This is a genomic window from Guptibacillus spartinae (assembly GCF_028610625.1).
Classification (GTDB): domain Bacteria; phylum Bacillota; class Bacilli; order Bacillales; family Guptibacillaceae; genus Guptibacillus; species Guptibacillus spartinae.
In genome coordinates this window covers 56,948-79,487 of sequence record NZ_JAQQWU010000002.1, presented here as the reverse complement: position 1 = coordinate 79,487, position 22,540 = coordinate 56,948, and the positions used below count along the sequence as shown (strand labels likewise).

At 40.7% G+C, this 22,540-nt stretch carries 21 protein-coding genes; 19 read left to right on the top strand and 2 right to left on the bottom strand.

Features of this window, described 5'->3' with window-relative positions:
• Positions 1–71: 71 nt before the first annotated feature.
• Positions 72–311 (bottom strand): DUF2627 domain-containing protein, encoded by a 240-nt coding sequence (locus tag PQ511_RS04265; protein ID WP_273850701.1) that lies wholly within the window; start codon positions 309–311, stop codon positions 72–74.
• Between the two features lie 181 nt (positions 312–492).
• On the opposite strand from PQ511_RS04265, the gene PQ511_RS04260 reads away from it, so the two are divergent.
• From PQ511_RS04260 to PQ511_RS04200, 13 genes are all read left to right on the top strand, one after another.
• Entirely contained in the window at positions 493–2,559 is a 2,067-nt protein-coding gene (locus tag PQ511_RS04260) for a sigma-54 interaction domain-containing protein (RefSeq protein ID WP_273850700.1), read from the top strand.
• 117 nt (positions 2,560–2,676) lie between these two features.
• Entirely contained in the window at positions 2,677–3,573 is an 897-nt protein-coding gene (gene yqiS, locus PQ511_RS04255; RefSeq protein ID WP_273850699.1) for a phosphate butyryltransferase, read from the top strand.
• Between the two features lie 30 nt (positions 3,574–3,603).
• Positions 3,604–4,701, top strand: coding sequence for a branched-chain amino acid dehydrogenase (gene bcd / locus PQ511_RS04250; RefSeq protein ID WP_273850698.1), 1,098 nt, complete (start codon positions 3,604–3,606; stop codon positions 4,699–4,701).
• Between the two features lie 14 nt (positions 4,702–4,715).
• Complete coding sequence (gene buk / locus PQ511_RS04245) at positions 4,716–5,819, top strand: butyrate kinase (protein ID WP_273850697.1); 1,104 nt, start codon at positions 4,716–4,718, stop codon at positions 5,817–5,819.
• Between the two features lie 79 nt (positions 5,820–5,898).
• Entirely contained in the window at positions 5,899–7,320 is a 1,422-nt protein-coding gene (lpdA, locus tag PQ511_RS04240) for a dihydrolipoyl dehydrogenase (RefSeq protein ID WP_273850696.1), read from the top strand.
• A 30-nt stretch (positions 7,321–7,350) separates the two neighbouring features.
• Entirely contained in the window at positions 7,351–8,343 is a 993-nt protein-coding gene (locus PQ511_RS04235) for a thiamine pyrophosphate-dependent dehydrogenase E1 component subunit alpha (RefSeq protein ID WP_273850695.1), read from the top strand.
• Positions 8,344–8,355: 12 nt separating this feature from the next.
• A complete protein-coding gene (locus PQ511_RS04230; protein ID WP_226657064.1) occupies positions 8,356–9,339 on the top strand; it encodes an alpha-ketoacid dehydrogenase subunit beta in 984 nt (327 codons plus the stop codon).
• 27 nt (positions 9,340–9,366) lie between these two features.
• Entirely contained in the window at positions 9,367–10,683 is a 1,317-nt protein-coding gene (locus PQ511_RS04225) for a dihydrolipoamide acetyltransferase family protein (RefSeq protein ID WP_273850694.1), read from the top strand.
• Between the two features lie 123 nt (positions 10,684–10,806).
• The gene (locus tag PQ511_RS04220) at positions 10,807–11,235 is read left to right on the top strand and encodes a BrxA/BrxB family bacilliredoxin (protein ID WP_273850693.1); all 429 of its coding nucleotides are present in this window, start codon (positions 10,807–10,809) and stop codon (positions 11,233–11,235) included.
• A gap of 255 nt (positions 11,236–11,490) precedes the next feature.
• Complete coding sequence (locus PQ511_RS04215) at positions 11,491–12,285, top strand: transporter substrate-binding domain-containing protein (protein WP_273850692.1); 795 nt, start codon at positions 11,491–11,493, stop codon at positions 12,283–12,285.
• A 26-nt stretch (positions 12,286–12,311) separates the two neighbouring features.
• Positions 12,312–12,971, top strand: a complete 660-nt coding sequence (locus PQ511_RS04210) for an amino acid ABC transporter permease (RefSeq protein ID WP_273850690.1) — start codon at positions 12,312–12,314, stop codon at positions 12,969–12,971.
• A complete protein-coding gene (locus PQ511_RS04205) occupies positions 12,964–13,686 on the top strand; it encodes an amino acid ABC transporter ATP-binding protein (protein WP_273850689.1) in 723 nt (240 codons plus the stop codon). The genes PQ511_RS04210 and PQ511_RS04205 overlap by 8 nt, the downstream gene beginning before the upstream one ends.
• A gap of 195 nt (positions 13,687–13,881) precedes the next feature.
• Positions 13,882–14,850 carry an aromatic acid exporter family protein gene (locus PQ511_RS04200; protein WP_273850688.1) on the top strand — a complete coding sequence of 323 codons (969 nt, stop codon included), beginning with the start codon at positions 13,882–13,884 and terminating at the stop codon, positions 14,848–14,850.
• Positions 14,851–14,997: 147 nt separating this feature from the next.
• Here PQ511_RS04200 and prli42 read toward each other — a convergent pair whose 3' ends face one another.
• The gene (gene prli42, locus PQ511_RS04195; protein WP_224592116.1) at positions 14,998–15,090 is read right to left on the bottom strand and encodes a stressosome-associated protein Prli42; all 93 of its coding nucleotides are present in this window, start codon (positions 15,088–15,090) and stop codon (positions 14,998–15,000) included.
• A 209-nt stretch (positions 15,091–15,299) separates the two neighbouring features.
• Between prli42 and PQ511_RS04190 the strand changes: the two genes are divergently transcribed.
• The 6 genes from PQ511_RS04190 (at position 15,300) to PQ511_RS04165 (ending at position 22,515) form a co-directional block, all read left to right on the top strand.
• The gene (locus PQ511_RS04190; RefSeq protein WP_273850687.1) at positions 15,300–16,958 is read left to right on the top strand and encodes an acyl-CoA mutase large subunit family protein; all 1,659 of its coding nucleotides are present in this window, start codon (positions 15,300–15,302) and stop codon (positions 16,956–16,958) included.
• Between the two features lie 23 nt (positions 16,959–16,981).
• The gene (gene mce / locus PQ511_RS04185; RefSeq protein WP_273850685.1) at positions 16,982–17,818 is read left to right on the top strand and encodes a methylmalonyl-CoA epimerase; all 837 of its coding nucleotides are present in this window, start codon (positions 16,982–16,984) and stop codon (positions 17,816–17,818) included.
• On the top strand, positions 17,818–19,365 hold the full coding sequence (locus PQ511_RS04180) for an acyl-CoA carboxylase subunit beta (RefSeq protein ID WP_273850684.1): 1,548 nt from the start codon (positions 17,818–17,820) through the stop codon (positions 19,363–19,365). The genes mce and PQ511_RS04180 overlap by 1 nt, the downstream gene beginning before the upstream one ends.
• 24 nt (positions 19,366–19,389) lie before the next feature.
• On the top strand, positions 19,390–20,511 hold the full coding sequence (locus PQ511_RS04175) for a M20/M25/M40 family metallo-hydrolase (RefSeq protein ID WP_273850683.1): 1,122 nt from the start codon (positions 19,390–19,392) through the stop codon (positions 20,509–20,511).
• Positions 20,512–20,650: 139 nt separating this feature from the next.
• The gene (locus PQ511_RS04170) at positions 20,651–21,139 is read left to right on the top strand and encodes a MarR family winged helix-turn-helix transcriptional regulator (protein ID WP_273850682.1); all 489 of its coding nucleotides are present in this window, start codon (positions 20,651–20,653) and stop codon (positions 21,137–21,139) included.
• Positions 21,140–21,234: 95 nt separating this feature from the next.
• Entirely contained in the window at positions 21,235–22,515 is a 1,281-nt protein-coding gene (locus PQ511_RS04165) for a DNA polymerase IV (RefSeq protein ID WP_273850681.1), read from the top strand.
• Positions 22,516–22,540: the final 25 nt, after the last annotated feature.

Here is a 22,540-nt window from a genome sequence, read left to right as displayed (position 1 = left end):
AAAGATTATCATACAACAAAAAAACAAAGCCCTTTCTTTTGAATGGGGCTTTGTTTTTTTGTTTGATTGCATTACTGTTTTTTTGAAGAAAATCTTGGCTGTACTTTATTTCGTTTGCGATCTCGATAAAAAATAAACCCGCCAACGAAGGAAAGACCAGCGATAAGGAAAATGAGACCGAGAATAAATTGAACAACAAGAGAAGTGAACGGTGGATTTAATACGCCGAAAAGAACATCTCTCATTAATTTAATACCAATAACACCAATGATTCCAGGAATTAAGACAATAAGTAAAGCAATTAACCTCATTACTGGTGCACCCCTTCTACACATCACTAGTGCTATTGTAGCGAAGTCTGGATGATGTGTCTATGTATGTCAGCAACTAACAAAAAAACGAAGATAACCGTGCATGATTTGTCAAAAATAAAAAATACATGTATGATTAGTATGAAATATATTGCATGTATAGGGTGCAGGTGATGAAGAGTTGCGAACATGTATGATTGTAGGTGCTGGAAAAGGTGGAGTGGCACTTCTGGAGATTTTGCAGGAAACTAAGATGATGGAAGTTATCGCAATGGTGGACTGTAACCAAGACGCACCTGGTATTCTGAAGGCTCGTAAAAGTGGAATTGATGTGTTTGAAGACTGGAAAGTAGCATTAGAACATTTTGAAATCGATGTCATTGTAGAAGCTACGGGAGATGAAGCGGTATTTGAGGAAATCAGAGATAAGCGAGAAAAGCATACTGTTTTGATTCCCGGATCAGTAGCAAATATCGTTTTAAAGCTAATTGAAGAAAAAGAAGTATTAATTGATACATTACTTCATCAATCGAAGCAACAAGAAATCATTTTAGATTCGACACATGATGGAATGATTGCAGTTAATGTCCATGAGGAAGTGACGTTGTTTAATCGCAGTGCTGAGAAAATTACTGGGATTACCAAGAAGCAAGCTGATGGGAGAGTAATTGGATCTCTGATGGCTTCTAGTATGCTCCCTCGCGTTCTTTCTTCAGGTAAAGCTGAAATTAATCAAGAGCAGCTTCTTCCAAATGGAAAGAAAATCATCACGACAAGGATTCCAATGTTTGATGATGAAGGAAGCCGAATTGGCGCGCTAGCGGTTTTTAAAGACATGACGGCAATCGAGCAAATGGCACAAGAGGTAACAAATTTAAAAAGTGTTCAATCAATGCTTGAAGCCATCATTCAATCATCCGACGAAGCCATTTCAGTTGTAGATGAAAACGGTAAAGGGCTGATGATTAATCCAGCTTATACAAGGTTAACGGGTCTTAGCCGTGATGAGGTTATTGGCAAACCGGCGAATACAGACATTTCTGAAGGTGAAAGCATGCATATGCGTGTGCTTAGAACGAGAAAGCCGGTGCGCGGCGTGCAGATGAAAGTTGGTCCAAAGAAGAGAGAGGTCGTTGTGAATGTTTCGCCTGTGATTGTTGATGGACGTTTGAAAGGAAGTGTAGGGGTTATTCATGATATTTCAGAATTACACTCTTTGAATAACCAATTACAACGAGCCAGGCAAATTATTAGAACGTTAGAAGCCAAGTATTCCTTCGAAGATATAATAGGGAAATCAGATGAGATGACTTTTTCAGTTCAGCAAGCTAAATTAGCTGCCTCTACCCCAGCGACCGTTCTTCTTCGTGGGGAATCGGGTACAGGGAAAGAATTATTTGCGCACGCCATACATAATGCAAGCGATCGAAAATACAACAAATTTGTCAGAGTGAATTGCGCTGCCATTTCCGAATCGCTATTTGAAAGTGAACTTTTTGGTTATGAAGATGGAGCGTTTTCAGGTGCGCGTCAAGGTGGTAAACGAGGGCTTTTTGAGGAAGCGAACGGTGGGAGTATTTTTCTAGATGAAATTGGGGAAGTTTCGTTAGGGACGCAGGCAAAGCTCCTTCGCGTACTACAGGAACGAGAAATTGTACGAGTAGGTGGTGCAAAACCAATTTCAATTAATGTAAGAGTCATCGCAGCAACGAATGCAAAACTTGAAAAAAGAATAATCGATGGATCGTTTAGGGAAGATTTATATTATCGATTAAATCGGCTACCTATTCAAATAGCTCCATTGAGACAACGGAAAGAGGATATTGGAGCACTTGCGAAGCATTTACTGACAAAAATTAATCAAGATTATGGAAGAAATGTAAGAGGGATAACCCCAGCAGCTGTGGACTATTTAACATCTTATGACTGGCCAGGTAACGTGAGGGAATTTGAAAACGTTTTGGGAAGAATTGTGATTCATATGGATGTTTCAGAAACGATGATCGATTTACACCACCTTCCTTCGCTATTAAGTGAAAAGAAGGATGCTGAACTGCTGTCGGTTGAACGAACCCCTGATAAGATGCTATCTCAGTTAGTTGATGAATTTGAAAAGAAAACAATTCGTCAGACACTTGATGTTTATGAAGGAAATAAAACAGCGACAGCAAGGGCGTTAGGTGTATCTCTACGTAATCTATATTATAAAATGGAGAAACACGGAATTGAAAAATCTAGCATGCAATAAATTGCATGATGTGCATTTTATTGCATAGTCGATTCGACTTAGAACCTAGTTCCATTAAGAAGTTAGAATTGGCACGAAACTTGCATAATAGTATGATGGCGTAAAAGGAGGACACCGATGAATCTAGAACAACTTGTGAATGATCTATCCAAACAGCCTAATAAAACAGTTGCCCTTGCTGCTGCAGCAGATAAAGGCGTAATTGAAGCGGTCCATAAAGCCATTAGGATACAGCTCGCTTCCTTCATCCTTTACGGTGAAAAGCACGAATTGAAACAAATGTTAGCCGATGAGGGATTAATTGAGTCACCATCCCTTCAAATTGTTGACGCCCAATCAGAGCAAGAGGCTTCAAGAATGGCTGTTAAAGCCGTTAGAAATGGAGAGGCCGATGTGTTGATGAAAGGAATGGTCTCCACCTCGGTGATTTTAAAGGAAGTATTGAATAAAGAATATGGTTTGAGAAAAGGAAAAATCCTTTCTCACGTAGCTGCTTTTGATATCGAAGGCTACGAGAGACTAATTTTTGTAACTGACTCCGGCATGAATATTGAACCGGATTTAACGCAAAAGGGTGAAATCGTTAAGAACGCAGTCGCTATTGCGAGAAGCATTGGAGTTGAGCTACCTAAAGTTGTCCCATTGGCTGCGGTCGAAGTCGTTAACCCTGCTATGCAAGCAACGCTTGATGCAGCAGCCCTGACCCAGATGAATAAAAGGGGGCAGATTTCTGACTGTTTCATTGATGGGCCACTAGCATTGGATAACGCTATTTCCGAAAAGGCAGCAGAACAAAAAGGAATACAAAGCGAAGTAGCAGGAAAAGCAGACATTCTTCTTGTTCCTTCTATTGAAGTTGGGAATGCACTTTATAAATCACTCGTCTATTTTGCACATGCAAAAGTAGGAGGAGTCATTGCAGGCGCTAAAGCACCTATTGTCTTAACATCTCGAGCGGATAGTTCAGAAAGTAAAGTATATAGTATCGCGCTCGCAGTAAGTTCAGCTAAATAATTAAGAAGATAAGAGAGAGGAAGATTACTTATGGAACTTTTTACTTATATGGAGAAATATGATTATGAACAAGTGGTTGTTTGTCAGGATAAAGCTTCAGGGTTAAAAGCAATTATTGCCATTCACGATACAACTCTTGGGCCAGCTCTTGGTGGAACTAGAATGTGGACATACGCTTCTGAGGAAGCTGCATTTGAGGATGCCCTTCGTCTAGCAAAAGGAATGACTTACAAAAATGCTGCAGCAGGTTTAAATCTTGGGGGAGGAAAAACGGTTATTATTGGAGACCCTCGTAAAGATAAAAATGAAGCCATGTTCCGAGCGTTTGGACGTTACATTCAAGGATTAAACGGTCGATACATAACGGCTGAAGATGTAGGTACCACTGTCCAAGACATGGATACAATTCATGAAGAAACTGAGTATGTAACGGGTATTTCACCTGCATTTGGCTCTTCTGGCAATCCTTCTCCTGTTACTGCTTATGGAGTTTATGTAGGAATGAAAGCGGCAGCTAAAGAAGCATTTGGAACTGATTCATTACAAGGTAAAACAGTAGCTGTTCAGGGTGTTGGAAATGTTGCATATAACCTTTGTAAACACCTTCATGAAGAAGGAGCTTCTCTAGTTGTTACTGATATCAACAAAGAATCAATTGATCGTGCTGTAACAGACTTCGGGGCAAAAGCTGTGGATCCAGATGACATTTATGATGTTGACTGCGATATTTTTGCACCGTGTGCATTAGGAGCCATTATTAATGATGATACAATCAACAGAATTAAAGCTAAAGTGATTGCGGGTGCAGCAAACAATCAGCTGCGTGAAACAACTCACGGTGATCAAATTCACGAAATGGGTATTGTCTATGCGCCAGACTATGTTATTAACGCAGGTGGGGTAATTAACGTTGCAGACGAGCTTTATGGCTATAATCGCGATCGTGCAATGAAACGCGTTGATGGAATCTATGACACGATTTCCAAGGTCATTGAGATTTCAAAACGTGATGGCATTCCAACATATGCAGCAGCAGACCGTCTTGCTGAAGAAAGAATTGAGCAAATGAAGCAGTCAAGGAGTCAATTCTTGATGAACTCTCAGAATATTTTAGGTCATCGTAGATAAACGGAGGGTTTGGAGTGACAGATAAAGTATATCGACTTCTGGTAATCAACCCGGGATCAACCTCAACGAAAATTGGAGTATTTGATAATGAACGTGCCGTATTTGAGAAATCATTACGGCACGACACAGATGAAATTAATCAATTTAAATCCATCATTGATCAATATGAATTTAGGAAAAACACCATTCTTGAAGCTTTAGATGAAGAAGATATTAATATTTCGAGACTGTCTGCTGTCGTAGGTCGTGGAGGGTTATTACGTCCAATTGAAGGTGGTACGTATGCTGTTAATGAACGTATGCTTGAAGACCTACGTAATGGTTTCTCAGGTGAACACGCTTCCAATTTAGGAGGAATAATTGCTTTTGAAATTGCTGAACAGCTCAATATTCCCTCCTTTATAGTAGACCCTGTCGTTGTAGATGAACTGCAAGATGTAGCACGTCTTTCTGGAGTGCCAGAAATTGAACGCAAAAGTATTTTCCATGCATTAAATCAAAAAGCTGTAGCAAGACGAGTAGCTTCTCAATTAAACAGTAAATATGAAGACCTTAACCTTATCGTCACTCATATGGGTGGCGGGATAACCGTTGGAGCCCATCGTAAAGGAAAAGTCGTGGATGTGAATAATGGGTTGCACGGTGAGGGACCATTCTCACCAGAACGGGCTGGTACGGTTCCTGTTGGTGATCTTGTCGCGATGTGTTTTTCCGGAGAGTATTACGCTGATGAGATCATGAAGAAGCTTGTTGGACAAGCAGGGTACGTTGGATATCTTGGGACAAACGATGCCGTGAAAGTTGAACAGCGAATTGATAATGGAGATGAGAAAGCGAAACTGATCTTCGATGCCATGGCGTATCAGGTAGCTAAAGAGATCGGAGCGGCGAGTGCTGTTCTTGCAGGAGAAGTGGATGCGATTGTTTTAACAGGAGGACTTGCTTATGGAAAACAATTTGTATCTCAAATTACTGATCAGATTAAATGGATTGCTGATGTACTCGTTCATCCAGGTGAAAATGAGCTTCAGGCCCTTGCTGAAGGTGGATTACGAGTGTTAAGAGAAGAAGAACAGGCGAAAGTTTACCCAGTTACTTCAATCGAATCGATCGTATAGTGATTGTGTGAAAATTGGTGCGGTTTGTATCTTGTTTAAGAAGAAAATGGAATAAAACGTTCAACAAAGGAGAATTTGAATGGCTGAAGAATATGATCTTGTCATAATGGGTGGAGGTACGGGGGGCTATGTAGCTGCCATTCGTGCTTCCCAGTTAGGTCTAAAAACGGCAATTGTTGAAAAACGAGAACTTGGTGGTACCTGTTTGCATCGTGGCTGTATTCCTAGTAAAGCATTGCTTCGCAGTGCTGAAGTTTATGCTACTGCGAAGCATGGTGAGAAATTTGGTGTTATGGCAAAAGAAATTGCATTGGATTTTAAAAAAGTTCAGGAACGAAAGCAGAGCATTGTTGATCAGCTTCATAATGGTGTGAAGCACCTGATGAAACAGGGAAAAATCGATGTGTTTGAAGGGTTCGGTCGTATTCTTGGCCCATCGATCTTCTCACCAATGCCTGGGACGGTTTCAGTTGAGATGAATAATGGGGAAGAAAATGAAATGTTGATTCCTAAAAACGTGATTATCGCAACAGGTTCAAAACCTCGTACCCTTCCAGGACTTGAGGTAGATGGCGAGTATGTGATGACATCGGATGAAGCTCTTCGTATGGAAAGCCTCCCATCTTCCATTATCATTGTTGGCGGTGGCGTTATTGGAATCGAGTGGGCATCCATGCTTGTTGACTTTGGAGTAGAGGTAACTGTACTCGAATATGCTGATCGTATTGTCCCAACGGAAGATAAAGATATCTCTAAAGAAGCGCACAAGCTTATGAAGAAAAAAGGCATTAAGCTGTTCACTGGTGCAAAAGTGATAGGCGATTCTTTATCTAAAGATTCTGGTGTATCCATTCAAGCGGATCATAAGGGAGAAACCAAAACGTTTACTGCGGATAAGATGCTTGTGTCAGTAGGACGAGAAGCAAATGTGAAAAATATAGGTCTTGAGAACACCACAATTGAAGTTGATAAAGGCGTTATTCAAACCAATGAATATTATCAAACGAAAGAATCTCATATTTACGCGATTGGTGATGTAATCGGTGGTATGCAACTTGCCCACGTTGCTTCACATGAAGGGATTACTGCAGTAGAACACTTAGCTGATCAAGACCCTGAACCGATCGATTATACTCAGGTTTCTAGCTGTATTTATAGTAGTCCAGAAATGGCAAGCGTAGGGTTAACAGAAGCACAGGCGAAAGAGCAAGGTCATCATGTCAAGATTGGTAAGTTCCCTTTTAAAGCCATTGGAAAAGCGCTAGTATTTGGTGAATCAGATGGGTTTGTCAAAATTGTTGCTGATGCAGATAATGAGGATCTTTTAGGTGTACATATGATTGGCCCTCATGTAACGGATATGATTTCTGAAGCAGGCTTAGCAAAAGTCCTTGATGCAGCTTCGTGGGAAGTAGCCCATACCATTCACCCACATCCTACACTTTCTGAGGCAATCGGTGAAGCTGCACTAGCAGTGGATGGGAAAGCAATTCATTCTTAATAAAAGGTTTATTTAAGGAGGTAAAACATTATGGCTGAAAATCGTCATGAAGCATTAGGACTTTCTGATGAAAGAGTGCTTGAAATGTTTGAAACAATGTTAATGGCTAGAAAGATCGATGAACGTATGTGGTTACTGAACCGCGCTGGAAAAATCCCGTTCGTTATTTCTTGCCAGGGTCAAGAAGCAGCTCAGGTTGGATCTGCATTTGCAATGGATCCAGAAAAAGATTTCGTTGCACCTTATTATCGCGATATGGGAGTAGTCCTCTCATTTGGAATGACAGCAAAAGATCTCATGCTCTCAGGTTTTGCAAAAGCGGAAGACCCAAACTCAGCTGGTCGCCAGATGCCGGGTCACTTCGGACAGAAAAAGAATAACATCATTACCGGCTCCTCTCCTGTAACAACGCAAGTGCCTCATGCCGTTGGTTTTGCTCTAGCCGGTCGCATGGAAGGTAAGGACCTTGTCACGTTCTGTTCATTCGGAGAAGGATCTTCCAATCAAGGTGATTTTCATGAGGCAGCGAACTTTGCAGGTGTGCATAAATTACCGGTCTTATTTGTATGTGAAAATAACAAGTATGCCATTTCCGTACCAGTTTCAAAGCAGTTAGCTTGTGAGAAAGTGTCTGATCGCGCGATTGGATATGGCATGCCGGGAGTTACGGTTGATGGCAATGACCCTCTTGCTGTCTATGAAGCTGCAAAAGAAGCGGTAGAAAGAGGGCGTCGCGGAGACGGGCCAACATTAATCGAGACAGTATCCTATCGTTTAACACCACACTCAAGTGATGACGACGATCGCGCCTATCGTACACGTGAAGAAGTAGAAGAAGCGAAGAAAAAGGATGCGATCATTACATTTGCGGCTTACTTAAAAGAAGTTGGCGTTCTGACTGATGAAATTGAAAAAGAAATTCATGAACGTGTTCAAAAAGAAGTAGATGAAGCAACAGAATACGCAGAAAATGCAGATTATGCACCTGCTGAAGATGCAATGAAGCATGTATACGGAGAGTAAGGAGGAACCATTATGCCAGTTATTTCATATATTCAAGCGATAACCCAGGCCTTAAGAGAAGAAATGCAGCGCGACGAGAAAGTTTTTGTTCTAGGCGAGGATGTTGGTGTACGTGGTGGTGTGTTCCGCGCAACGGACGGACTTTATGATGAGTTTGGTGAACACCGCGTCATTGATACCCCACTTGCAGAATCAGCGATTGCTGGTGTTGGCATTGGAGCTGCGATGTACGGAATGCGACCAGTTGCAGAAATGCAGTTTGCTGATTTCATTATGCCGGCTGTTAACCAAATCGTATCCGAAGCAGCTAAAATTCGTTACCGTTCAAATAATGATTGGGATTGTCCAATTACGATTCGTGCCCCTTATGGTGGAGGCGTGCACGGAGCGCTTTATCATTCACAATCTGTTGAGGCGCTTTTCGCAAATGTTCCTGGGCTTAAAATTGTGATGCCTTCAACCCCTTATGATGCGAAAGGTCTATTGAAAGCTGCCATTCGCGATAACGATCCGGTATTATTTTTTGAGCATAAACGTGCGTATCGTTTAATTAAAGGACAGGTTCCTGAAGAAGAGTATACGCTACCTATTGGCAAAGCGGATGTGAAACGTGAAGGTGACGATATTACTGTCATTACATACGGCCTAAGTGTTCACTTTGCTCTTCAAGCAGCAGAGAAGCTAGAAAAAGACGGTATTTCTGCTCACGTTCTCGATCTTCGTACAGTTTATCCACTTGATCGCGAAGCCATCGTAGAAGCAGCCAAAAAGACTGGCAAAGTTCTTCTTGTGACGGAAGACAATAAAGAAGGAAGTATTATTAGCGAAGTTTCTGCAATTATTGCAGAAGAGTGTCTTTTTGATCTTGATGCACCAATTCAGCGCTTGGCAGGTCCTGATGTACCAGCGATGCCGTATTCTCCACCTATGGAGAAATACTTTATGCTGAATCCGGATAAAGTAGAAAAAGCGATGCGTGAACTAGCAGAATATTAAACGATTGGAAGAAGTGGAGGGTTTATTGTGGCAGTTGAAAAAATACTGATGCCTCAACTTGGAGAAAGTGTCACAGAAGGAACGATCGAAAAATGGCTCGTTGAAGTCGGTGATACTGTAAACAAATATGATCCAATTGCTGAGGTCAATACAGATAAAGTAAATGCGGAGGTGCCTTCATCGTATACGGGAGTCATTAAAGAACTAGTGGCTGAAGAAGGCGATACGATTGAAGTTGGTGAACTCGTTTGTTATATCGATGTTGAAGGTGGAGCTGCTAAAGAAGAAAAGCAGGAAGAATCAACAGGTCAACAGGCGATTGAAAACATTTCAGAAGAGAAGAAAGAGCAGGATGAGGATCAGCCGATGAAACGTCGATACTCACCAGCAGTTCTTCGAATGTCACAAGAAAATAATATCGATCTTGAACAAATTACGGGATCTGGTAAAGGTGGGCGTATTACCCGAAAAGATATCCAGAAGGTAATTGACTCAGGTGAAATTCCAGCACCGAAGCAAGAACAAGCTCCTGCTGAAAAGAAAAACGAAGAGAAGAGTGAAGCTCCAAAAGCTCCAAAAGCTCCAAAAGCACAAGCCAAATCAATCCCAGAAACGAAGAGCGCGGATGTTCCTGTAGCAGAAGGTGACCTTGAAATTCCAGTGACAGGCGTTCGCCGTGCTATTGCGAACAATATGCTTCGTAGTAAGCACGAAGCTCCGCACGCATGGACCATGGTGGAAGTGGACGTAACAAATCTTGTTGAATATCGTAATGGAATGAAAGATGATTTCAAGAAGAAGGAAGGCTATGGTCTAACATTCTTTGCTTTCTTTGTTAAAGCTGTCGTAGAAGCTCTCAAAGAATTCCCTCAAATGAATTCAATGTGGGCTGGCGATAAAATTGTTCAGAAAAAAGATATTAACATTTCGATTGCAGTTGGTACAGACGAGTCGCTTTTCGTTCCAGTTATCAAGAATGCAGATGAAAAGTCAATTAAAGGCATAGCTCGGGAAGTGAAAGAGCTTGCCCAAAAAGCAAAAACAGGTAAGCTAAAAGGTGAGGAAATGCAGGGTGGAACGTTCACTGTGAATAATACTGGCTCATTTGGCTCTGTACAATCGATGGGCATCATTAATTATCCGCAAGCTGCTATTCTTCAAGTTGAGAGCATTGTGAAGCGTCCGGTCGTTATGAATAACGGGATGATAGCTGTGCGAGATATGGTAAATCTTTGCCTCTCTCTTGATCACAGAGTACTTGATGGAATGATTTGCGGTAAGTTCCTTGCTCGAGTGAAAGAAAACCTAGAAACAATCTCAAAAGAAAATACGTCTGTCTATTAATAGGAACAGCCATCTTAAAGGATGGCTGTTTTTTTTCGATGGATGAAAGCGTTTCTTGGAAAAGTATCGTGATTCGCGATACAATAAGAAAGAAAGCGATTTGAATTAAGGGAGGAATATGGAATGTCGATGGATTTTAATCTATTTATGAACGATGTTGTGGCAACAGCTCGTGAAGAGATCAAAGCAGCAGGATATAAAGAATTAACAACACCTGAAGAGGTAGAAGAGGTTGTGACAAGCAAAGGTACAACGCTTGTGATGGTGAACTCTGTATGTGGCTGTGCAGGGGGCGTAGCACGTCCAGCTGCAAAGATGGCGATTACTAATGAGAAAACACCAGATAATCTTGTAACGGTATTTGCCGGTCAGGACAAAGAGGCAACAGCAAAAGCACGTTCTTATTTTACTGGATTTGCACCATCATCTCCTTCATTTGCTATTTTAAAAGATGGAGAAATCATTAACATGGTTGAACGTCATGAGATTGAAGGAAGCGATCCTGAAGAAGTTTCTGGCATGTTACAATATTTATTCAATAAATATTGCTAATCATTATAAATCAGCATTCGGCATTTTGCCGGATGCTTTTTTTATTGTTTTATGCATTTTGTATTCGTTTTCAAATCCATGATAGAAACTAAAAAGACTCTTGTTTTGTTGTATTAACAGAATTAACTGAAAAAACTTACTTTTATTTATATAAAAATATATGAATAAAAATGTAGAATGTATGTAGATTGTCTGGTATAGTGATGAATATACAAGAAAACGAATTATTATACATTCATCAGGGGGAATAAAAAAATGAAAAAAAATTGGTTCATCATCATCGCTGGATTGTTTATGGTAATCGGACTTGCTGCGTGTGGCAGTTCAAATGAAGATGCAAAGAGTGGAAATGAAGAAGCAGGAGAAACACTCGTAATGGGAACTTCGGCTGATTATCCACCATTTGAATATATTGATTCAGCTCAGGGAGAAGAGATTATCGGATTTGATGTGGATATCGCTAACTATATTGCAAAAGAGTTAGGTTATAACGTTGAAATCAAGGACATGGATTTTAGTGGACTCATTACAGCATTAAGTAGTGAACGTGTCGATTTTGTACTTGCGGGAATGACGCCTACAGATGAACGTAAGGAAAATGTAGATTTCTCTGATATTTATTATTCAGCTAACCATATGATCTTATCTTCAAAAGATAACGAAATGGTAAAGCCTGAAGATCTTGATGGAGCAAAAGTAGGGGTACAGCTCGGTTCCATTCAAGAAGACAAAGCAAACGAATTAAAAGATAGTGGTATTGATATGGAAATCATTACGCTAAATCGTATCCCAGAACTGATTCAAGAACTTAAATCAGGACGTTATGATGCCATTATTATTGAAGATACTGTCGCAAAAGGCTACTTAGAAAGCAATGACGATCTATCTGGTGAAAATCTTCCTAATACAGAAGAGGCTGGATCAGCTGTAGCCTTTCCGAAAGATAGTGAGTTAACAAAAGAATTTAACGAAGTGATTAAGGAAATGAAGGACAATGGTAAAATGGACGAACTTATTGAGAAATGGTTTGGTCAGGAGACAGTAAAATAACATCTTAGAAGAAAGGATGAAGAGGCATGAATTTGGATTTTGGTCAATTCGTGCCTAATATTCCATACATCCTGCAAGGAATATTGGTCACGTTAAAATTTGTTAGTGTTTCAGCAATCGTAGGGTTTGCACTTGGTACAATTCTCGCATTATTTAAGATCGGGCGATTAAAGATTCTTAGTTGGATAGCGGATGCTTATACATCTGTTTTCAGAGGTACCCCTCTTATTTTACAGCTATTATTATTTTATCATGCAACACCTCAGTTAACAGGGTATGATATTTCCGCTTTTGAAGCTGGAGTTCTCTCATTTGGATTAAATTCGGCTGCCTATATATCAGAGATAATACGAGCAGGAATTCGTGCGGTTGACAGTGGACAAAATGAAGCCGCCGCCGCCCTGGGCATACCATATCGACCAATGATGAAGGATATTATTTTGCCGCAGGCTATGAAAAACATTTTACCTGCCCTCATGAATGAGTTTATTACTTTAACAAAAGAATCTGCCATTGTCTCTGTTATTGGCGTATTTGATATTATGAGAAGAAGTCAAATAGTGGCTGCTGAGAAGTTCAAATACTTTGAACCGTTGCTGATTGCCGGAATCATTTACTATGTACTCGTTATGGTGTTGACTCTAGTAGGTAAATTAGTCGAAAGGAGAATGAGTCGAAGTGATTAAAGTAGAGAATCTTCACAAGAAATTTGGGGAAAATGAAGTGTTGAGTGGTATTCATACATCGATTCAAAAAGGTGAAGTAGTGGCGATCATTGGGCCATCTGGATCTGGTAAGTCGACTCTTCTTCGTTGTATGAACCAACTAGAACAAGTAAGTTCAGGTACGATTTGGGTGAACGATAAACAACTCACGGATCCTTCAACTAATATTATGCAGTTGCGTCAGTCGATTGGAATGGTGTTTCAACATTTTCATCTCTTTCCACATAAAACTGTGCTAGAAAACCTAATCTATGCACCGATTAAGGTGAAAGGGTTAAAGCGTAACATGGCTGAGAAAAAAGCTTATGAACTCCTTGAGCAAGTTGGTCTTTCGATGAAAGCAAATGAATATCCTAAACGATTGTCTGGTGGACAAAAGCAGCGTGTTGCTATTGCAAGGGCGCTAGCAATGGAGCCGGAGTATATGTTGTTTGATGAGCCTACTTCTGCACTAGATCCAGAGATGGTTAACGAAGTACTTGATGTGATGAAGGATCTTGGCAAATCGGGAATGACAATGGTTATTGTGACACATGAAATGGCGTTCGCAAGAGAAGCGGCAGATCGGATTCTATTTTTAGATGGAGGAAAGCTTGTTGAGGAGAGTGACCCTTCATCATTTTTTAGTAACCCTCAAACGGATCGAGCAAAAGCGTTTCTAGATAAAGTGTTGTAAAGTGGACATTTGGTGTGTTCACTTTTTTTGTCTTTAAGTACGAAATTAGGCTTCCTACATAAGTATCATAAGAAAAATCATGATGAAAGCGTTCTTAAAATGAATTTAACTGTTCAATCAAGAGAAAATGGTTTAGACTCTGTTAATTGAAGGATATTAATGAAGTAACTCTTATTGTGGAAGGAAGAATCTTTATTGAAAGTGAAAATTGGTTATCGGACATTAAAAACAGCAATAGGAACAGGGGTTGCCATTACAATAGCGCAGCTTTTCTCTCTAGATAACTATGTTTCTGCAGGTATTTTAACAATTCTTTGTATTAAACCTACAACTAAACGGTCATTTCGAAGTTCATGGGAACGATTTTTGGCTTGCTTACTTGGTATTGTATTTAGCGCGGTGTTTTTTGAAGGAATTGGTTATACGCCATTTAGCATTTCGCTCTTGCTGCTTTTCTTTATTCCGGTAGTTGTTGCGGTAAAGGCAACGGAAGGAGTTATTACCAGTTCAGTTATCATTCTCCATATTTACAACTTTAATAATGTGAGTTGGGAGATCGTATGGAATGAAGTAGCGATTATTGTGATTGGAATAGGCGTGGCGCTTCTATTTAATCTTTATATGCCAAGTCTCCAAAAAGATTTAATGAAAATTAGGAAACAAATCGAAGAGAAATTTTCTGTCATATTGATGGAATATTCGGTTTATCTTCGTGAAGGTGAAAGTAGCTGGGATGGAAAAGAGATTATTGAAGTGGAAGATTTACTTCAGCATGCGAAGAATCTTGCGCTTAAAGATATTGAAAACCATATGTTGCGTGATGATGATAAGTATTATGTTTATTTTAAAATGCGTGAAAAACAATTTGCCATCTTAGAGCGAGTACTTCCTATTATTTCATCACTGGATCAAACCTATCTTCATGGACGCACAATGGCGGATTTTATGGAAAAACTAAGTCACTCTGTCAAACCACAAAATACTGCGAATGTGTTTCTTGAAGAACTAGAAGCGATGCGTGAAGAATTTAGAAATTCCCCATTGCCAGCCGATCGTGCGGAGTTTGAAACACGTTCAGCCCTTCTGTATTTTTTAAATGAAGTAGAACAATACCTGTTATTGAAACGTTACTTTAAGCCAGGGGCTTTCTCAAAAGCTGAATGAATGAGAAATATGGATTCATGATTATAGCTCAATTGGGGCAGTTTTCCTCAAGCGGTTGTTTAAGTAAAGCAGAAGAAGCCGTCAACTGACGGCTTCTTCTTTTCTATCATTATATTGCCTTTAATAGCCGTTGCTACTTGGTTGTCCTTAAAACAACATCGCTGTTGCTCCAGCAAATAAACTAAGAAGCAACGAAATAATCATAATATAAACAACAATTTTTGTGGCTTTACGAGGCATGAGAGTCCCTCCCAAAATAAGCATTCTAACGTTATTTTACATTGATTTGTTAGGTTGAACAAGGCAATCCTTGAGGAAACAGGTAGACATGTCGACAAATTTTTCAGGTTTAGCAGGAAAACGCTTACTTTATCCAGAATGAGATATAAGTTAGACATCTAAATTTCACATTTATTCAAATCGTGTAAGACTACCAGGGAGGAATGGGGATGACGACAGAGAAGAAAGATTTTCAAACACAGTTTGAGGAATGGAAAGCACTAACTGAAAAGCTAATAGAAAAATTTCCGGAGAAGAAAGAAGCTTTTAAGACAAGCTCTGGAATTGATATAGCTCGTCTAGGACATCCTGAAAGTTTGGATGAGAACTATATGGAGAAATTGGGATTACCGGGACAATACCCGTACACTAGAGGGATTCAACCAACGATGTATCGAGGTCGTACCTGGACAATGAGGCAGTATGCTGGGTTTGGATCGGCTGAAGAAACGAACCGACGCTTTCGGTATTTACTGGATCAAGGTCAAACTGGACTATCCGTTGCCTTCGATCTTCCTACACAGATCGGCTATGATTCGGACGATATGATGGCGAAGGGGGAAGTTGGCAAGGTTGGTGTTGCCATTGATTCACTCGATGATATGGAAGCGCTTTTACGAGATATTCCCCTAGATAAAGTCAGCACTTCAATGACAATCAATGCACCTGCATCTGTTTTACTCGCGATGTATATTGTTGTTGCAGAAAAGCAGGGGGTGTCACAAGCACAAATTTCAGGAACCATTCAAAATGATATTTTAAAAGAATATATTGCTAGAGGGACATATATTTTTCCACCTAAGCCTTCAATGAGATTAATCACAGATATCTTTGCATATTGTGCAGAGCACGTCCCGCGATGGAATACGATTAGTATTTCTGGTTATCACATTAGAGAAGCAGGGTCGACTGCAGCTCAGGAACTAGCATTTACGATTGCGAACGGCATTGCTTATGTTGATGCAGCGATTGAAGCGGGTTTAAAAGTTGATGATTTTGCGCCCCGACTTGCTTTCTTTTTTAATGGCCATAATCAGTTTCTCGAAGAAGTTGCGAAATTTAGAGCAGCCAGAAGAATTTGGGCTAAGATCATGAAAGAACGTTACGGCGCGAAAAAACCGAAAAGCTTACAGCTACGCTTTCATACTCAAGTCGCTGGTTCAACGTTAACCGCGCAGCAGCCCGATAACAATATTGTTCGAGTAACCATTCAAGCACTTGCGGCTGTACTTGGAGGAACTCAGAGCCTGCATACTAATGCGAAGGATGAAGCCTTAGCATTACCTACGGAAGATTCGGCAAGAATTGCTCTTAGAACACAGCAAATTATTGCAAATGAAAGCGGCGTAACAGATACGGTTGATCCCCTTGGAGGTTCTTACTTTATAGAGAATTTGACTGATCAGCTTGAAGCGTATGTATTTGAGTACATTCAAAAGATTGATGATATGGGCGGGGCAGTATCTGCTGTTGAACAGGGTTATATGCAGCGAGAAATTCACCAGGCAGCTTATGAGACGCAAAAGAAAATTGAGAGTGGTGAAGAAGTCGTCGTGGGCATGAATCAATACAAATTAGAAGATGAGCCTAAGCCTGAGTTACACCGAATTGATCCCGAGCTCCAACGTAAACAAATCGAAAAGCTGAAGACCTTACGTGCGAAAAGAGACCAACGTCGAGTGAGCGCTCGGTTGGAAGAATTGAGGTCTGGTGCTAAAGGAACGAGCAACTTAATGCCACTTATTATTAATTGTGTTCGAGATTATTGTACAGTGGGTGAAATCTGTGGCGTCCTTCGAGAAGAATTTGGTGAATATACAGGAATCTAAACAAACGGGGAGTGGAGATAGATATGAAGAAGATTCGCGTACTAATAGCAAAGCCCGGTCTTGATGGTCACGATCGAGGAGCCCTTGTTATTGCTCAGGCCCTTCGTGATTATGGAATGGAAGTCATCTATACAGGTTTAAGGCAAACGCCACAACAAATCGTTGCTGCTGCCATTCAAGAAGATGTGGATGCCATTGGATTGTCCTGTTTGTCAGGAGCACATAATGAATTATTCCCTGAAATTGTTTCATTGTTAGAACAGCGTGATGCGGGGGATATTATCGTTGTAGGAGGCGGGGTTATACCGTGGGAGGATATCCCGTTTTTAGAATCTAAAGGGATCCAAAAAGTATTTACTCCGGGAACTCCAACAAAAGATACGGCCATTTTTATAGAAAAAGCCGTGTATGAGCGTGATGGAATTGAGCAGTCCATAAAAGAACCTCCTAAGAAAATTGATCATATCGGAATTGCTGTAACTTCTTTAGAAGAAGCGCTTCCTTTTTATGTGAATCAACTTCATTTGCAATTAGAAGCAATTGAAGAAGTGGTTTCAGAAGGTGTAAAAGTGGCGTTCTTGAAGATTGGCGAATCAAGGATTGAACTGCTAGAACCCATTGGAGATGCAGGTCCGATTGCTTCATTTATTCGTAAAAGAGGAGAGGGCATTCATCATATTGCGCTTGCAGCTGATCAAATTGAAGACAGGTTACGTGAGCTATCAAAAAATGGTGTGAAACTGATTCATGACACGCCTGTGAAAGGTGCTGGTGGAGCGAATATTGCATTTCTGCACCCTAAATCAGCAGGAGGGGTACTATACGAACTTTGTAGTAAAGCGACGAAGGAGGCAGAATAATGGATATGTACGATAAAATAAACGAATTGTACGATCGGCGGAGAGAAGTAGAGCTTGGCGGTGGGGATGAACGTATAGCTAAACAACATGAAAAAGGTAAGTTAACAGCTCGGGAGCGAATTGATTTACTTGTAGACAAGGGGACGTTTGTTGAGCTTAATTCTTTCATTGAACACCGTTCATTGGATTTTGGAATGGCAGATTTAAAGGCACCTGGCGAAGGGGTCGTTACTGGCTATGGGAAAGTGAATGGACGTCCGATCTATCTTTTTGCACAGGATTTCACCGTTTTTGGAGGTGCCCTGGGTGAGATGCACGCACAAAAAATAGCTCATGTGATGGATTTAGCAGCACGAAATGGTGCCCCAATTATCGGTCTGAATGACTCTGGAGGTGCGAGAATTCAAGAAGGTGTGGTATCATTGGATGGGTATGGACACATCTTTTACCGTAACGCGATCTATTCCGGAGTAGTTCCACAGATCTCGGTTATTATGGGTCCGTGCGCAGGCGGAGCTGTCTATTCTCCTGCAATAACTGATTTTGTATTTATGGTAGAAGATACAAGCCAGATGTTTATTACTGGTCCCAAAGTAATTGAAACAGTTACACGCGAGAAGATTACAGCCGAAGACCTTGGTGGGGCAAAAGTCCATCGGTCTAAAAGTGGTAATGCCCACTTTACAGGTAAGTCTGAAGAAGAAGTGCTCGCAAGCGTTCGCGATTTGATCAGCTATTTACCGTTAAATAACGAAGAGAAAAGCCCTATCCTAAAAAGTGATGAACGCGATGATTTTTGTCCCGATCTTGCTGATCTCGTACCATTTGATGCGACCAGGCCATATGACGTTAGAACGGTGATTGATGCAGTAGTAGATAAAGACTCATTTCTTGAAGTACAAAAATATTTTGCGAAAAACATTGTTGTAGGTTTTGCAAGAATAAAAGGTGAGACAGTAGGAATGGTCTGCAATCAGCCAAAAGTAATGGCTGGCGGACTCGACATTGATTCTTCTGACAAGCTTTCTCGCTTTATTCGGTTCTGTGATTCTTTTAATATTCCATTGATTACGTTTGAAGATGTTACTGGTTTTTTCCCAGGGATCAAACAGGAGCACGGTGGCATTATCCGTCATGGAGCTAAAATCCTTTATGCTTATTCAGAAGCAACCGTACCGAAAATCACGGTTATATTAAGAAAAGCGTATGGCGGTGCTTATGTAGCTTTAAATTCCAAATCCATTGGAGCTGACCTGGTATATGCTTGGCCAAATGCCGAAATTGCCGTGATGGGCCCGGAAGGTGCTGCTAACGTCATATTTGCGAGGGAAATTAATGAGAGTGATGATCCAGAAGCAACAAGAGCTGCAAAGATTGAAGAATATCGTGAGAAGTTCGCGAACCCATACATAGCTGCTTCACGTGGGATGGTTGATGACGTCATCGATCCAAGAGAGACGAGAAAAAAGCTGATTGAAGCGCTCGAATTAATGCGGAATAAGAAGGAAGATCGTCCAAAGAAGAAGCACGGCAATATCCCGCTTTAAACCGAATTCTAGGAGGCATACATCATGATTAATGAACAAAGACTAGTTGACGAATTTTTAGAGCTCGTTCAAATCGATTCTGAAACGAAACATGAGAAGAAAATTGCTGCTATTTTAAAAGAAAAATTCACTTCGCTTGGTGTCGAAGTAGAAGAAGATGATGCTGCAGAAAAAACGGATCATGAGGCAGGAAATTTAATTTGTACGCTTAAAGGAACCGTTGAACAAGCGGATCCGATTTATTTTACTTCCCATATGGATACAGTTGTACCGGGAAAAGGCGTGAAGCCAACGATTAAAGATGGATACGTTGTAACTGATGGAACAACGATTCTTGGAGCAGACGATAAAACAGGTTTGGCAGCGATGTTCGAAGCTATTCGCGTTTTAAAAGAACAGAACATCGAGCATGGGACAATTCAATTTATTATTACAGTTGGAGAAGAATCAGGACTTCAAGGTGCGAAAGTTCTTGATCCTGAGAAGCTAATTGCCAAATTTGGTTATGCGCTAGATAGTGACGGTGAAGTTGGTAAAATCATCACTGCGGCTCCAACACAAGCAAAAATAAAAGCGACAATTTATGGAAAAACAGCTCATGCAGGTGTTGCACCTGAGAAAGGCGTTTCAGCGATTACTATGGCTGCAAAATCTATCGCGAAAATGCCGCTTGGTCGCTTAGATAATGAAACAACAGCTAACATTGGTCGTTTTGAGGGTGGTTCTCAAACGAATATTGTTTGTGATTATGTTGAAGTATTAGCTGAAGCACGCTCGCTCGTTCCCGAGAAAATGGAAGCGCAAGTAGAGAAAATGAAACAGGCTTTCGAAAAAACTGCTTCAGAAATGGGTGGTTCCGTAGATCTTGATATTAAGGTGATGTACCCAGGTTTCAAGTTTAATGATGGTGACTATGTCGTTGAAGTAGCAAAGAAAGCAATGGAAAAGATTGGGCGTTCTCCTGAACTATTAACAAGCGGTGGTGGAAGTGATGCCAATGTGATTGCAGGTCACGGTATTCCTACAGTCAACCTGGCAGTTGGTTATGAAGAAATTCATACGACAAATGAACGGATGCCTGTAAAAGAGCTTGTGAAAGTATCGGAAGCAGTGGTTTCAATCATTAGAGAAGTGGCCAACGCATAAGTTTTAAAAAATGTTTAGAACATTGTCGATTTTCGGCAATGTTCTCTTTTTTGTTATAGCTACCTCCGTGGCAACGTTTCTATATTATGTTAAAATAAAGAGGTATAATGACAATCATTGAAGTGGAAGCGGTGTTTATATGGACTCTATTCAAACTCATAAACTAATGAATTATATGCGTGGCACATATAAAGTTTTGGAAAATGAATGGCAGAAAAATGCTAGAGAAATTGGCTTAACGCAGGCAGAACAGCATGTAATGTGGATCGTCTATTTGGAGGAAGAAGTAACGATAACAAAAATCTCAGAAATTGGCCTTTGGGATGTTTCAACGGTCATGCAGGTTTTGAAACGTTTGAAAAACAAACGATTTGTTAAGCTTGAAAAGAAAGCTAACGATCGGCGAGTGTCTTACGTAACGTTAACGGAAGAAGGGCAAACGAAAGTGGAAGCAAGTACTCAGTATTCTTATGCTGTCATGAATTACCTTGACGAGTACCGGTCAAAATCAGTTGAAAATGCTGAATTTCTTGATGCGATGTACGAATTTCAAATGGAATTCAATCAGCATTTTCACGGCAGTGAATTTGTGAAATGGGTTGAACGGAAGAAAGTATCCACCACTTAAGACAGGAGACCTCTCCTGTCTTTTTAGCATGAGTGACAGGCACTACCCGAATAAGGGCAAACGGTGTCGATTTAAGGGTTAAGGAGATGGGTGTAATGGAGCGGAGTGCAAAGGGAAGAGGTAGAGTTATTTTTCATGTGGATATGAATAGTTTTTATGCGTCTGTTGAAGTCGCGCATAATCCAAAACTACGAGGAAAGCCCCTTGCCATTGCCGGAAATGTAGAAGAAAGGCGAGGGATCGTCGTTACGAGTAGCTATGAAGCGAGAAAACGAGGCGTGAAGACAACAATGCCGGTTTGGGAAGCGAAGAAACATTGTCCTGAACTTCTTGTGATGCCGCCTAATTTTCCTCTTTACCGACAGACGTCTCTCCAGATCTTTGAACTATTAGAATCCTATACCCCCCTCGTGCAACCAGTGTCGATTGATGAAGGCTATTTAGATATTACAGAAGACTGCGGGGACAGGAATCCGATTGAGATTGCAAAGGAGATTCAAAGACGCATTCATGCCGAAATTGGCATCCCTTGCAGTATTGGAATTGCGCCGAATAAATTTCTAGCAAAAATGGCTTCTGATATGAAAAAGCCGTTAGGGATTACCATTCTTCGTAAGAGAGAGTTAGATCAATTGCTCTGGCCACTTGATGTCGGGGAGATGCATGGGGTGGGAAAGAAGACCAAAGAAAAATTACTTGAATTAGAAATTAAAACTATCCATGATTTAGCTCATGCCAATCCACTCCAACTTGAAATGAAGCTAGGAATTAATGGAAAAAGATTGCATGAGCGGGCAAACGGACGGGACAACCGTCCCGTAGATCCAGATGCAATTGATGAATTTAAAAGCGTCGGGAATTCGACTACGTTTCCAGAAGATCTTATAGATCATCATCGGATTCATACTGCACTTACCAATTTATCAGATTCCGTTGCTAAAAGGATGGCTAAAAAGAATGTTCTTAGCTTTAATATTCAACTAACGATACGTTACAGTGACCGGACCACCGTTACAAGAAGTAGAAAACTTTCAAATCCCATCTCTCAGTCTGCAGACATTTTGAAAGCTGCTAAAGCTCTCTTTGAAAAGAATTGGTCAGGTCAGCCGATTCGCTTACTTGGTGTAACTGGACAGCAGCTAGTTGATCGAAACGACGCAACAGTTCAGCTTGATATATTTTCCTATGAAGCGGACTCAAGACGACATGATCTCCAGAATACAATTGGAACGATTCGATCGAAATATGGGGATGGAGCGCTTCTTAAAGGAAATCAGCTTAGTAAAGATGGAAGTCATAAATTGCGAGATGAAAAGAGGCGGGGAACAAGCCTTGATCGGGACTTTCTTTGGAAGTATAAACAAGATAAAGAGTAAGTGATAACTTTCCTCACCAGAAAAG